The organism is Collinsella aerofaciens (assembly GCF_025289055.1).
GTDB lineage: Bacteria > Actinomycetota > Coriobacteriia > Coriobacteriales > Coriobacteriaceae > Collinsella.
The window spans coordinates 18986-32782 of record NZ_JAESIQ010000020.1 but is presented as its reverse complement, the minus strand read 5'-3'; the positions used below and the strand labels follow the sequence as shown (position 1 = coordinate 32782).

Below are 13797 nucleotides of genomic sequence, written 5' to 3'. Positions count from 1 at the left end.
ATCGAACTACTTAAGGGGGCCGAATGCTCAAGATTATTGCCTGCGACGATGATGTCGCTTTTCTAGATAGACTGCACCGGATGATCGACCGTTGGTCGACCGAGACGGGCACGGCGGTCGATGTTGCGCTCGTCACACGCGGCGAGGACCTGCTGGCCCGCCATGCCGCATCGCGCGCCGACATCATTCTGCTCGACATGATCATGCCGCTCGTCAACGGCGTGGACACCGCACGCGAACTGCGCCAGGCCGACACCGCCGTGCGCCTGGTGTTCCTCACCTCGTCGCCCGAGTTCGCACTGGAATCCTACGAGGTCCGCGCCTTCGACTATCTGCTCAAGCCCGTGACTTACGAACGCCTGGCGCAGTTACTCGACGAGCTTTCGAGCATGCGCCCGGCGGCAACCGACGAGCTCGTGATCAAAACTTCCTTTGGCTACCACGCCCTGCGCCTGTCCGACATCGAATATGCCGAGGCGCGCAACAAGCACGTGGTCTTCCACCTGCGCGACGGACGCGATATCGAGGCACTCGAGTCGTTCCGCAGCGTCGAGGACCGCTTGGAGCAAAACGCAGTCTTCTTTAAATGCCACCGCAGCTACCAGGTCAACCTGCGCAATATCGATCACTTTGACCGCACGGACATCGTCATGCGCTCGGGCGCGTGCATCCCGCTTTCGCGCAGTTGCAAGCAGGGATTCCAAGACGCCTACTTTGCGGTGCGCTTTGAGGGTGGGAGACACTGATGGTCTCCTCGGTCGAAATGGTCCTTTGGGCAATCCACCACGCCACGACGCTGCTCTTTGGCGTCTTTGCCTCGGCGGCGCTGTGCGGTGTCGAGATCAACCGGCGTCATGCGCTTGAACTGGTGTTGGTCGGCATCGTGACCGGCGCTGCCTTTTCGATCGCCAATGTCGTTGGCGGCGAACTATTTGCCCGACAGGTTTATCCACTTGCCGTGCACCTGCCGCTTATCGTCTACCTGTGTGCGCGCTACCGCCTGAGCCCGCTGCTTGCCGCGCTCGGCATTACGAGTGCTTATCTGAGCTGCCAGTTCAGCAATTGGATGGGCATCGCCGCCTTTGCCGCAACCGATTCGCAGATCGCGTACTATCTGGCGCGCATCGCGACCACACTCGCCGTCTTTGCCGTCCTGTTGCATTGGGCCGGCGACATCGGTCCACGCTTGGCGATTAAAAGCACCACCGAGCTGGGCATCCTTTTAATCCTGCCGCTCGTCTATTACGTCTTTGACTATGCCACCAACGTCTACACCACGCTGTTCCACTCGGGCTCGGTGGTAACGGTTGAGTTTTTGGCATTTGCGCTCTGTGCCTTCTATCTTATGTTTCTTGCCGTTTACCTGCGCGAATACGAAGAAAAGGAAACCGCCGAGCGAGAGCGCTGGATGCTCGAAACCCGCGACAGCGCCGCCATCAAAGAGCTCGAGGATTGGCGTCAATCTGGGCGCGAGCTGTCGATTCTTCGCCACGATATGCGCCACTTCCTACGCGGCCTGGCCGCTTTAATTGAGGAGGGCCACACCGACGAGGCGCTCAAACGCATCGATGAACTCTGCGAAGCCGGCGATCGCACCGCCGTACGCCGCTTCTGCGCCAACGAGACCGTAAACATCGCGCTTTCGTCATTTAACTCGGATATCAATAGAAACGGCATTACCGCCAACCTGCGCGCCGCCGTACCCGAAACCATCCACGTAGGTGACGCCGACCTGTTTAGCGTGCTCTCAAATGCCTTGGAAAACGCTATCACCGCCGCGAGCGCCGCGCCCCAGGGAAAGCGATTCGTCGACTTTGACCTGCGATTAGAGGACGGCCAGCTGCTGCTGTTAGTTTCCAACACGTTTGACCGCGCGCCGCGCATGGTCGACGGCATGCCCGTGACCCGGCATGCGGGCCACGGCTTTGGCACCAAGAGCATCAAACTTGCCGTGGAGCGCATGAACGGCAACTGTCAGTTCCGCATTAACGGCGATCGGTTTGAGCTGCGCGCTGTGATGTAGAAGTGCGGCGCCGATCTCGCGGCGTGTCTTGCCCGCCAGGCAATCGCTCACCGGCGCCAATCCGCTACAGCGGAGCGGCCGCCGGGGTCAGCTGCTTGATGTAGGCCCACATGCGCTGCTTGGCCGCTTTGTCGGTCAGCGCCGCCTCAAAGCCATCGAGCGCGAGCACGCGGCGGCCCTGCACATGGGCGACCAGGCCGGGCTTGAGCATGGCGGTGTCGAAGTCATCGATCGCCACGAGCATATCGGCGTAGGTCTCGCGCATGGCGTCAGCCGCGTTGTTGTCGAGCAGCAGCACCGCCTCGGGGTCCAAAGCCTCAAGCGCCTCACGGAACAGCTCGCACGGCAGAGTCTCGCCCACCGCGACCGTCCCATCACCCACGCCGGCGACGCTTGCCAGCACGCAAAAATCCTCGGGCGCGTAGCCGATGGCCCCAAGCGCCTTGCGCAACGCCGCGCCATCCGGGCCGGCGGCAAGCTCGCCACCCGAACGCTCGGCCTCGTCCAGATCGCCTTTGACCAGCACGATCGGCGAGCACGCGTTGCCCGCGATACGCACGCCACGACCCGCGAGCGATGCGAGCTCCTGCTCGGTCGCCTGGGCGATGGCTTCTTTTTTCTGGCTTTGTGACGTGGGCATGCGCTCTCCAATCGTTTGCGTGCCCACCATTATATAAAAGAGCCGCCCGCGAGTGGTTGCTTTGCGGGCGGCTGGGTATAAGCACGGTCGTACTGAGTTTTACGCGGCCGAGCCGCGTCGCATTATGGAGGTCACCATGGCTGACATTAATCAGATTACCCCCGAGAACTTCGATTCCATCGTTAACGACAGCCTGCCCGTGCTGGTCGATTTTTGGGCACCGTGGTGCGGGCCCTGTCGATCCCTCTCGCCCATCGTTGACGAGGTTGCCGATGAGCTGGCGGGCAAGCTTGCCGTTGCCAAATGCAACGTCGACGACAACCAGGACCTGGCCATGAAGTATGGCGTCATGAGCATCCCCACGCTGATTGTGTTTAAGAACGGCGAGGAGATTGACCGCTCAGTTGGCGCTCTGCCCAAGGCGAGGCTGCAGGCGCTGCTGGAAAAGCATCTGTAATACGCTTGTTACTTACCCGCCGTCTATGAGCGCTTTTGCACCGCTCGCCGGACTTCTGGATGCACCGAGTGCAACCACGGATAGTATGGTAGTCACAAACAGCCCCCAGTGAACGGGTGCGGGTCGCACAGACTCGTACCCGTTTTCTTATGCAGCTGTGCGCAGAGCGGGCGTAGTAAAATCTGAACCACTGAACTGCCCCATACAAAAGGAGATTTCCCATGCATGATGTTGGAATGAACATGAGCCAGCTTGCCATGAGCGTCAAACAGGTCGACGACACCATCGAGCTCGCTCATGAGTGGAGCCATCAGTTGCTGCATGCGACCGAGAATTTTGACATGGAGCGCATCGGCGCCAAGCTCGAGGCCGCCATGGCCGCGCTGCACGAGGCGCATGACGCGCTCGAGGGCTACGAGGAAGCCATCGAGGCCGACCACAACTCCGTCGGCTCCGTGAAGCTGGTGTAAGGTGGCCGAACACGAGCACAGCTGCGGGTACGAGCACGAGCATCCGCACGGGGCGGACGGTGACGCGGGCTGCCACTGTAGTGGTTCCGGCTCCGAGCTGGTCCGTTTTTCGGTTACCGCACCCGACGACCTGCTGCGCCGTTTTGACGAGCAGATCGCACGCCGCGGCGACGTGGCCAACCGATCCGAGGCCGTGCGCGACCTGATTCGCGCCTCGATCGCCAAGGAGCAGATGCGCACGCCCGATGAGCACGTTATCGGGTCGCTCACCATGATCTACGACCATCACACCGGCGATCTGACGCGCCGCCTGGACGAAGTGCAGCACGACTACACCGACGAGATCGTATCGACCATGCACGTGCATCTGGATCACCACAACTGTTTGGAGATTCTGGCGCTCAAGGGTCGCGGCGAGCGCGTCTACGAACTAGCCGACCGCCTGCTGGGCCTGCGCGGCGTTAAGCACGGCGAGCTCACCTGCGCCGCCACCAAGCAGAGCCTGGGGCTATAGCGGGATTTCCCGCAGCGCACCTGCCAAAAAGGGACAGGTTTGTTTTGGCAGGTTTAGAAGTTTTACCTACCAAAATAAACCTGTCCCTTTTTGGTCGGTTTTGATGAGGGGTGTCGCATGCGGCATGCGCATATTCATGTGACGGGCATTGTGCAGGGCGTTGGCATGCGACCGTTTGTGTATCGCGAGGCCATGGCACATGGCATTTGTGGATGGGTGCTCAATGCGGGCGACGGCGTGCATATCGAGGCGCACGCTCCGGCCGATGCGCTCGATGCTTTTGTTGCCGCGCTTTCTGAGCATGCGCCTGCGGCAGCCCGCGTAGAGCATGTCGAGGTTGTGGACTTGGCAGCCAACGGTTGGGATGCCGCCAACGAACAGGGCTTTCGCATCGTAGCATCGCAGGACCAGACCGCGCACACGACGCTCGTCTCGCCCGATATCGCCACCTGCAACGATTGCTTGCGCGAATTGTTCGATCCCGCCGACCGACGCTATCACTACCCCTTTATCAACTGCACTAACTGCGGCCCACGCTTTACCATCATCCGATCGCTGCCTTATGACCGAGCGGCCACGTCGATGGATTGTTTTCCCATGTGTCCCAAGTGCGCTGCGGAGTATGTCGACCCACTCGACCGGCGTTTTCACGCGCAGCCCGATGCCTGCTTTGATTGCGGGCCGCATATTACGTGGCGCGAGGCTGTAAACGGCAATGCGTGCGGGAATTCGTCCGCGACACCGGCCGTCGGCACCACACGCGAGGCCAGCGACGCTATCATCGAGCGCTGCGTTGAGCTGCTGGCCAGCGGTGGCATCGTCGCCATCAAGGGCCTGGGCGGATTCCATCTAGCCTGTGACGCTGCCAACGAGCAGGCGGTGGCCGAGTTGCGCCGTCGCAAACGCCGCAGCAACAAACCACTTGCCGTCATGGTACGTAGTCTTGCTGATACCGAGCGCCTGTGTCATATCGATGATGCTGAACGCGATCTGCTCGCTGGCAGTATCCGCCCCATCGTGCTGCTGCGCCGGCGCACTGTTAGCGAGGACAACGACGGTTCCCCCGACATCCTCGCCCTCGCGCCATCTGTCGCGCACGACCTGCCCGAGCTCGGCGTCATGCTCCCCTATACGCCGCTTCAACATCTGTTGCTTGCCGCGGCAGAAGTCTGCGGTATGCACGCGCTCGTCATGACCAGCGGAAACCTGAGCGAAGAACCCATCGAGACCGACGACGACCTTGCCTGGGAACACCTCGTTGCCGCCGGCATCGCCGACGCGTTGCTCGGTAACGACCGCGCGATTCTCTCGCGCTATGACGATTCCGTGGTGCGCGTGGTCGACGGCGCCGTTATGCCCGTGCGCCGCGCTCGGGGATATGCACCCCAGCCGCTGCCGTTGCCGGCGCTCGACGGCGCTCCGTCCTGCGTGCTCGCCTGCGGGCCACAACAAAAGGCCACGATTGCGCTCACACGTGAAGGGACGAACGGCGAGGCGCCCTGTTTTGTGTCGCAGCATATCGGCGATGTTGAAAACGGCGGGACCTTCGATGCCTGGAACGCCGCGCGCACGCGCTTGGAAGATCTCTTTGATTTGGCGCCCGCCGCCTTGGCCTGCGATGTACACCCCAGCTATCTATCGGGCCAGTGGGCGCGCGAGCAGGCGCGAAAATGCAATCTGCCGCTCGTCGAGGTGCAGCACCATCATGCGCATATCGCGAGCGTAATGGCCGAGGCCATCGCCGCGGGCCAGCTTACAACCGACGCGCGCGTCCTTGGCATCGCCTTTGACGGCACCGGCGCCGGCACCGATGGGACCATTTGGGGCGGCGAGTTTCTTGTTGCCAGCCTTGGCGGCTTTGAACGCGCCGCGCATTTGCGCACCTGGGCGCTCCCCGGCGGGGCGGCCTCCGTGCGCGACGCCCGCCGCAACGCCTTTGCCCTGCTCAGTGAGCTCGGTCTGCTCGAGCACCCAGGTGCCGCTCGGCTTTTGGACAGCCTCGACGAGCAAACGCGCAGCGTGACAGCCACCATGATCGAGCGCGGCATCAACAGCCCGCGTACCAGCAGCATGGGGCGTCTCTTTGATGCCGCGGCAGCAATTCTGGGCATCTGCGACAAGGCAACCTACGAGGGCGAACCCGCCATCGAGCTTGAGGCTGCCGCCTGGCGCGCGCTCGACAACGAAATCGCCCATTTTCCCGACAACAACGCCGGCTATTTCGCATCTGGCCCATCGTGGCTGGACGGCCCCTATGTTCTGGACCAGAAAGCACTCTTTGAGGCACTTTTGGGAGGAATTGAAGCCGGAGCGCCCGCCGACAGGCTCGCACTCGATTTCCATGTCTCCGTCGCGCGCTCCTCGGCGCGCATCGCCAGCGATATCTGCGTGCACGAGGGCATCGACACCGTCGCGCTCTCGGGCGGCGTCTTCATGAACCGACTTCTGCTTCAGCTCCTCGCCCGCGAGCTCAAAAGCGCAGGCCTTACTGTCCTTGTCCCCCACACCGTACCCGTCAATGACGGCTGCATCGCCTACGGTCAGGCGGCAGTCGCAAGCGCTCGTCTTGCGCAGGTTGCATCGCAGTAGGCTGTTCGGCCAGCCCGCAAGCCGCCGTCTCACAGGTGTAGCGCGTTTGCCCGCAGCGCCCGCGAGCGCTACCATCAACTGATGGATTATTGAGCGCCCGTCCAGCGCAAAGCGTATAAAAGGGGAACAATATGTGCCTTGCCGTTCCCGGTAAAGTAGTCAAACGCGACGACGACCTCAAGGCCACCGTCGACATGATGGGCATCGAGCGCCCCGTGTCGCTGCGACTCGTGCCGACGGCGCAGGTTGGCGACTATATTCTCGTACACGCCGGCTTTGGCATCCAGATTGTCGACGAGCAGGAAGCACAGGAAACGCTCGAGCTTGTTAATGCCATGTCCGAGCTGGTCGAAGAAGACCAGCTGACCACCAACCCGGCGGAGGCTTACTAGTGGCGCCCGAGCAGCCGGCGCGCTCCGGTATCGATTTCTCGGCATTCCGCGATCCCAAGCTGGCTCGCGAGCTCATCGAGCGCATTCATGAGCTTGTCGGCGACCGCACCATCAACCTTATGGAAGTCTGCGGCACGCATACCGTGAGCATCGGGCGCTATGGCTTTCGCTCCATTATGCCGGCCGGGCTCAAGCTGCTGAGCGGCCCGGGCTGCCCCGTCTGCGTCACCGCCAACCGCGACATCGACCACGCAATCGCGCTCGCCAACATAGACGGCGCCATCATCACCACCTTTGGCGACATGATGCGCGTGCCCGGATCGTCCACCTCGCTCGCTGCACAAAAGGCGGCAGGGCGTGACATTCGCATTGTGTACTCCCCGCTCGATGCACTCGACATTGCCGAGCAAAACCCCGATCGCCCGGTTATTTTTATGGGCGTGGGCTTTGAGACCACAACGCCCACCATCGCCGCCGCCATCTTGGAGGCCGAAGCGCGCGGGCTTTTGAACTTCTCGGTCTATTGCGCCCACAAGACCACGCCGCCGGCGTTGCGCGCCATCGCTAACGATCCCGAGACCGCCATCGACGGCTTTATCCTGCCGGGACACGTCGCCACCATCACGGGCTTGGCGCCCTTTAGCTTTTTGGTCGACGAATTCAATACCCCGGGCGTGGTCACGGGATTTGAACCGGTCGATATCCTGCAGGGCATCTGCATGCTGGTCCAGATGGTTGTCGAGGACAGGCCGGCGATTGACAACGCCTACCGCCGTGGCGTCAACGCAGACGGCAACCCCGTGGCGCGCCAGCTGGTCGAGCAGGTGTTTGAGCCATGCGACACCACGTGGCGCGGGCTGGGGCCGATTGCGGCTTCGGGACTCGCCATTCGTCCCGAATTCTCGCGCTTTGATGCCCGCACCCGCTTTGATGTGCCCGTTGAGGCGACAGTCGAGCCGCGCGGGTGCCGCTGCGGCGACGTGCTGCGCGGGGCCATTACGCCGAGCGACTGCCCCCTGTTCGGCCACGCTTGTACGCCCGAGCATCCCGTCGGCCCCTGCATGGTGAGCTCCGAGGGCAGCTGCGCAGCATATTTCCGCTACCGAGGCTAATAGGTTCCGCCGTTCTAACGAACGGCGGACCAGTCGACGCTGCGCCTCACCCATATAATTCCACCCACGATTGGAGTTTTCGATATGTCCCATAGCGTTACCGATAGCACCGTCCTGTTGGGCCACGGCTCCGGCGGACAGATGATGAAGCGCATCATCGATGAGGTCTTTTTAGATGCCTTTGGTTCGCCCGAGCTGCTCGAAGGCAACGATGCCGGCGTCGCCGCGCTGCCCGCGAGCGGGCGCATCGCCATGTCGACCGACAGCTTTGTAGTCTCGCCGCAGTTCTTCCCCGGTGGCAACATCGGCCGCCTCGCCGTGTGCGGAACCGTCAACGACGTCGCGACCTCGGGTGCCAACGTGCGCTACCTATCGTGCGGCTTCATCCTCGAAGAGGGCTATCCCATGGATAAGCTCCACCAGATTGTGCAGACGATGGCCGAAACGGCACGCGAGGCGGGCGTGTCCATAATCACGGGCGACACCAAGGTGGTCGAGCGCGGCGGGGCCGACGGCGTCTATATCAATACCGCCGGCGTGGGCGAGGTGCCTGCGGGCGTGGCGCTCAGCGGCGCAAACTGCCAGCCCGGCGACGTCATTCTGGTGTCGGGCACACTGGGCGACCACGGTATCGCCATCATGAGCCAACGCGAGGGCCTGGCGTTTTCGAGCACGATCGAAAGCGATGCCGCGCCGCTCAACCACCTGATTGCCGACGTTCTGGCCGCAGCGCCCGGCACGCGTTGCTTTCGCGACCCCACGCGCGGTGGCCTAGCGTCCACACTCAACGAGTTTGCCCAGGCCAGCAATGTTGCCATGGAGGTCGACGAGGATGCCGTGCCCGTGCGTCCCGACGTGCAGGCCGCCTGCGAGATGCTCGGCTACGATGTGTTGCAGGTGGCAAACGAGGGTAAGATGGTCGCCGTCGTACCGGCCGAGCAAGCCGATGCCGCACTGAGCGCCATGCGCGCCGCCCGCTACGGCGAGAACGCCGCCATCATCGGTCGCGTGCTGCCACTTGCCGAGGGCGCCCGCCCCGCCGTGCGCGTACGTACCGGTTGGGGCTCGACCCGCATCCTCGACATGCTCGTGGGAGAGCAGCTGCCGAGAATTTGCTAACAACAAAGGCTCAGGACTATTAAAGATATTCAGATTCCAAACATGCCCGGCACGCATGCCCAGTATCATGGGGTGCGTTTTACAACTCAAGCGGCAGGAGCACCCATGGCAGCAGCTTTTTCCCATGTGATCTTTGACCTGGACGGCACCATTCTCAACACGCTCGAGGATCTGGCGGCCGCCGGCAACCATACCTGCGAGACGCACGGCTGGCCTACGTTTGCCGTCGACGAGTACCGCTACAAGGTGGGAAACGGCATGCTCAAGCTGGTTGAGCGCTTTATGCCCGCCGAGTACGCAGGCGACGGCCGCATGTTTGAGCAGACGCTTGCCGAGTTTAGGGCTTACTACGGCGAGCACAAGGAAGACCACACCGCTCCCTATGCCGGCACGATCGAGATGCTCGACCGCTTGCGCGCCGCGGGCGTTCAGCTTGCCGTGCTCACTAACAAGGACCACGTCTCGGCGGCTCCGCTTATCGAAAAGTATTTTGGTTCCGAGCGCTTTGCGCTGGTGCAGGGCCGCATCGATGCGTTTCCCCCCAAGCCCGAGGCGCCTGTTACGCTGCATGTGATGGAAGAGCTAGGCGCCGATCCGGCGACCACGCTCTATGTGGGCGATTCCAATGTCGATGTTCTGACCGGTCACAACGCCGGCCTTAAGAGCGCGGGCGTCAGCTGGGGCTTCCGCGGCCGCGCAGAGCTGGAAGCCGCCGGCGCCGACTACGTGGTGGACACCCAGGACGAGCTCGCAGCGCTAATTCTGGGCGAGTAACGAGCGACGCTGCCTAACGCAGCTGCGACAATTCTTCCGCGCGGAAAGCGCATCCCGTTTTGGAGCTCCGGAATGGGATGCGCTTTCCACTTGAGGCGCATCAGGGAAACCGCATCCCGTTTCAGAGCAATAATCCGGGTCGCACTTTCCGCAACCCACCCCATCCGGAAAATGCGACCCACTATTCGGCCAAAAACCGGGTCGCGGTTTCCCAAGCACTCGATGCAACGCTAGCACAAGGAATGTCCCCAACTGCCGCCTGGTCATTTAAGAACGTCCCCAATGACTACAAGTGCCGCACCATGGCAACGACGCAGGTAGAGGATGGACAGCGAGCGACGTCCAGGACGAACAAGTTGGCATGAAAAAGGCGAGGCATAGACCTTCTGGTCATGCCTCGCCTTTTGAATGACAAATTGTCGTCCTGGGCGGCGCGCAGCGTCAACTGGTTACGCGGTTCGTAGAACCGCGTAACCCCCTAGCTCAGCATTGCATCCATCATCTCGGAGTTGACGGAGTCGTCGGCAGACCACTCGCCGTCGTCGTTGCAGGTGTACTTGAAGATAACCGTGGTCTTCCTGGGCTCGGTGGCCTTGGTCACATCGACCATAACCTGACCGGCCATCTTGTACAGCTCGTCATCGGAAGGAACCGTATCAAGCGCGGCGACCTTCTCCTGATACTGGGTGGAGAAGTCCTCGACAATCTTGTTCATAGACTTGCAGGTGATAGAGACCTCGGCGGTCGCGACACCCTTGTCCTCGTCGACCGTCACGTCGCCGATCTTGTAGTCAAAGCCCTCGAGATAGGTCTTGGCGTACTCCTTGGGATCGATACCCAGCTGCTCGAACTCGTCGCCCGAAGCCTCCTCCAGACCAGAGAGGAAGTCGTCGCCACCGTTCTTGACCTCGTCAAACTGCGTCGTAAGATCCTCGGTGATGAGCTCCTCAACCGAAGGACCTCCACAGCCGGAAAGCACGACCACGCATGCAACCAAGACGGCCATGAGGGGCGCAAGCAGCAGCTTCTTTTTCATGTTGTTCCTCCCAATGAGCGGCACCGCGCTTCCCGGACGCGGCACACGTTGTAATAAGTAAGCCCATACTATCCACTTATGAACACCCTCGGCAACGCGAAGGCGCGGTCGGTTCGTTTTAGCGTCCGAACGGTTTGCAAGCCCGCCCAACGTGCAATAAAACGCTTCCCCACGGTGCAATAAAAAAGGTGGCCGGAAAACCCGACCACCCTTGCACATCCTTTGGACGCCGCAGTTTACTTGCGGACGACCTTGACGATGGCGTCACCGGCGGCGACGGCGGACTCTGCCTCAACGGTGAGCTCGACATCGGCAAACTCGGCGGTGTTGGACACGGCCACGACGACGCAGTCCTTGTAACCGGCAGCGGCGATCTTGGCGCGGTCGATCTTGAGTATGGGCTGGCCAGCCTTCACAACGTCGTCGGCCTTGACGAAGCCCTCGAAGCCATCGCCGTTCATGTTGACGGTATCGACGCCAACGTGCACCAGAACCTCGATGCCGCTATCGGACTGCAGACCCACGGCGTGACCCATGGTGACGGTCACCTTACCGTCGCAGGGAGCGTAGACCAGATCGTCCTCGGGCCACACGGCACAGCCCTTGCCCAGAACCTCGCCACCAAAGACGGGATCGGGCACGTCGGCCATCTTGATGACCTTGCCCTTGACGGGCGAGCACAGCACGTCGGCGCCAGCAGAAGCAGAGATGGAGGCCGGAGCAGCGGCAGCCGCGGGCTCAGCCTTCTTCTTGAACATGTCAAACAGACCCATACGTTTTCTCCTCTTGATTAAGCGCAACGTTGTGCGCATGCCTACGGTAATTATAGTGCCAAATGGTTCAAATGCTAAGGTGGGGACTCGAATCGCGAGCCCTTCCCGGTAGCGCTCGTGGAATGGAGCGTCTCCTTTGCATCGCGGATCGATAAGCCGAGTATCGCCCGCGCACGGGACGGGCAGAAGCGGGCGCACCAAACCCGATACTTCTTTTCGCTCTCGAGTCCTGCCGCCGCCCCGTCCCTGACACTTCCTGATACCGACCGAAACGTGCCAAAATAAACCCGTCCCTTTTTGGTAGGTTTGGCGAGTGTGGATTTTCGGACGCTTAACTAACGAGCGTGGATAATCTCCCACTTTGACTTTGAGGCCGTCACCGAGCCAAAAACGGGAGATTATCCACGTTCATTTTGGATGACCCCCTTGTACCAAGCCGAGCTCCATGGTCAAGTAATAACGACTTCTCATCATTAGATTGTTTACATCAATCCTAATAACTATTTAATCCTTAAACTCGTTATTAGAATTGATATGATTAGCCTAATAACGAGTTTCCGGCACTAAAGATATGGAGGGCGCGATGCAAATCGAGGAGAACGGCCAGGGAACGCTCCGCAATAATCTATCGGGGAAATTGGCTTACTATTCGTTTTTTCCAACGCCCTTGCAATCATTGAGGCAGCTAAACCTCACCGAGGAAACCTATCGCACGCTTTCCGCATGCTCACGAAAGCTTGGAGAGCTTGAAGGCATGCTCTACTTTGTTCCCAACGCCGACATGTATCTGACAATGTACGTGCGCAAAGAAGCACTCCTTTCTTCGCAAATTGAGGGAACCCAGTGCACGTTTGACGACCTACTTAGTCCATCGCAAACACAACTCCATCATAAAGATGTCGCAGACGTCGTGAATTACGTCCGTGCTGTCGACCGCGGCGTAGAACTGCTCAAAAAGACGCCCTTGTGCACGAGACTTCTTAGGCAAGTTCATGCGGTCCTGCTGGACGGAGTGCGCGGAACGGAGAAGAATCCAGGCGAGCTGCGCTCCTCACAAAACTGGATTGGCCCCTCAGGCTGCACCATTGCAACCGCATCGTTTGTCCCTCCAAACATTGAAGATTTGAGTAACACGCTCCAGGACCTCGAACGCTTTATCAATGAGCCTCAAGTCGAAATGGATCCGATTGTGCGGGCGGCGCTCGTCCATTACCAATTTGAAACTGCCCATCCATTCCTAGACGGAAACGGTCGCCTGGGCAGGCTTCTCATTACACTTATGCTCATCAATGATGGCGTTCTTCATTCTTGCTTGTTCTATCCATCGTTCCAGTTCAAGAAAAATCGAAGCGAGTACTACCGGCAACTCACATCCGTAAGGGAGAGAGGCACTTACGAGGAATGGATAGAGTTTTTCTGCAACAGTCTTCTCGAGAGTGCGAAGGACTCGGTAGGGTCTTTAAAAAACCTTGTTGACCTCCATAACCGTTCCACAGCAACCATTACCGAAAATCTCGGAAGGACTGCTGCAAACGGGCAAAGGCTGTTGGGCATTCTTGAAGAGCACCCCATCGTCGACACCGCATTCATCGCTGCCCAACTCGATATCGGCAGGAGTACCGCGAGCTCGCTCGTCAAATCATTTGAAGAATTGGGTATCCTCCGTCCTCTCGACGAGTCAAGACAGAGATACCGGCAGTACGGGTATGAAGAGTATCTTTCGATTCTCAGGGAAGACGCCGAGCCGATTAGATAGGCATCGCAGCCCAGGCAAATTAAAGCGAGCGTGGATAATCTCCCACTTTGAGCCCGCACACAGGCCAAAACTGGGAGATTATCCACGTTCATTCCTGACTAGTCATTTATGAACGTCCCCAATGACTACCAATGACTACCAC

At 60.3% G+C, this 13797-nt stretch carries 14 protein-coding genes; 11 read left to right on the top strand and 3 right to left on the bottom strand.

What is annotated here, in order from left to right; translation table 11 throughout:
* Positions 1-23 precede the first annotated feature (23 nt).
* Positions 24-746 (top strand): LytR/AlgR family response regulator transcription factor, encoded by a 723-nt coding sequence (locus JMJ97_RS07080; RefSeq protein WP_260699691.1) that lies wholly within the window; start codon positions 24-26, stop codon positions 744-746.
* A complete protein-coding gene (locus JMJ97_RS07075) occupies positions 746-2023 on the top strand; it encodes a sensor histidine kinase (protein WP_260699690.1) in 1278 nt (425 codons plus the stop codon). Before JMJ97_RS07080 ends, JMJ97_RS07075 begins: the two co-directional genes overlap by 1 nt.
* Positions 2024-2087: 64 nt before the next feature.
* On the opposite strand, the gene JMJ97_RS07070 is transcribed toward JMJ97_RS07075, so the two are convergent.
* Positions 2088-2663 (bottom strand): hypothetical protein, encoded by a 576-nt coding sequence (locus tag JMJ97_RS07070; protein WP_260699689.1) that lies wholly within the window; start codon positions 2661-2663, stop codon positions 2088-2090.
* Between the two features lie 136 nt (positions 2664-2799).
* Between JMJ97_RS07070 and trxA the strand changes: the two genes are divergently transcribed.
* From trxA to JMJ97_RS07030, 8 genes are all read left to right on the top strand, one after another.
* Positions 2800-3120 (top strand): thioredoxin, encoded by a 321-nt coding sequence (gene trxA, locus JMJ97_RS07065; protein ID WP_022093990.1) that lies wholly within the window; start codon positions 2800-2802, stop codon positions 3118-3120.
* Positions 3121-3341: 221 nt separating this feature from the next.
* The gene (locus JMJ97_RS07060) at positions 3342-3590 is read left to right on the top strand and encodes a hypothetical protein (RefSeq protein ID WP_006235225.1); all 249 of its coding nucleotides are present in this window, start codon (positions 3342-3344) and stop codon (positions 3588-3590) included.
* Between the two features lies 1 nt (position 3591).
* On the top strand, positions 3592-4104 hold the full coding sequence (nikR, locus tag JMJ97_RS07055) for a nickel-responsive transcriptional regulator NikR (protein WP_022094795.1): 513 nt from the start codon (positions 3592-3594) through the stop codon (positions 4102-4104).
* A 117-nt stretch (positions 4105-4221) separates the two neighbouring features.
* Complete coding sequence (gene hypF / locus JMJ97_RS07050; RefSeq protein ID WP_260699687.1) at positions 4222-6693, top strand: carbamoyltransferase HypF; 2472 nt, start codon at positions 4222-4224, stop codon at positions 6691-6693.
* Positions 6694-6824: 131 nt separating this feature from the next.
* Positions 6825-7085 (top strand): HypC/HybG/HupF family hydrogenase formation chaperone, encoded by a 261-nt coding sequence (locus JMJ97_RS07045; RefSeq protein ID WP_055310039.1) that lies wholly within the window; start codon positions 6825-6827, stop codon positions 7083-7085.
* Positions 7085-8197: a hydrogenase formation protein HypD gene (gene hypD, locus JMJ97_RS07040; protein ID WP_260699686.1), complete on the top strand. Its 1113-nt coding sequence runs from the start codon at positions 7085-7087 to the stop codon at positions 8195-8197. The genes JMJ97_RS07045 and hypD overlap by 1 nt, the downstream gene beginning before the upstream one ends.
* Positions 8198-8281: 84 nt before the next feature.
* A complete protein-coding gene (hypE, locus tag JMJ97_RS07035) occupies positions 8282-9316 on the top strand; it encodes a hydrogenase expression/formation protein HypE (protein WP_260699684.1) in 1035 nt (344 codons plus the stop codon).
* A 105-nt stretch (positions 9317-9421) separates the two neighbouring features.
* Positions 9422-10090 (top strand): HAD family hydrolase, encoded by a 669-nt coding sequence (locus JMJ97_RS07030; RefSeq protein WP_260699683.1) that lies wholly within the window; start codon positions 9422-9424, stop codon positions 10088-10090.
* Between the two features lie 478 nt (positions 10091-10568).
* On the opposite strand, the gene JMJ97_RS07025 is transcribed toward JMJ97_RS07030, so the two are convergent.
* Together JMJ97_RS07025 and JMJ97_RS07020 are read right to left on the bottom strand one after the other, a co-directional pair.
* Positions 10569-11126, bottom strand: a complete 558-nt coding sequence (locus JMJ97_RS07025; protein WP_035136614.1) for a hypothetical protein — start codon at positions 11124-11126, stop codon at positions 10569-10571.
* A 236-nt stretch (positions 11127-11362) separates the two neighbouring features.
* Positions 11363-11899 carry a PTS sugar transporter subunit IIA gene (locus tag JMJ97_RS07020; protein ID WP_035136613.1) on the bottom strand — a complete coding sequence of 179 codons (537 nt, stop codon included), beginning with the start codon at positions 11897-11899 and terminating at the stop codon, positions 11363-11365.
* Between the two features lie 583 nt (positions 11900-12482).
* Between JMJ97_RS07020 and JMJ97_RS07015 the strand changes: the two genes are divergently transcribed.
* A complete protein-coding gene (locus JMJ97_RS07015; RefSeq protein WP_260699681.1) occupies positions 12483-13655 on the top strand; it encodes a Fic family protein in 1173 nt (390 codons plus the stop codon).
* Positions 13656-13797: the final 142 nt, after the last annotated feature.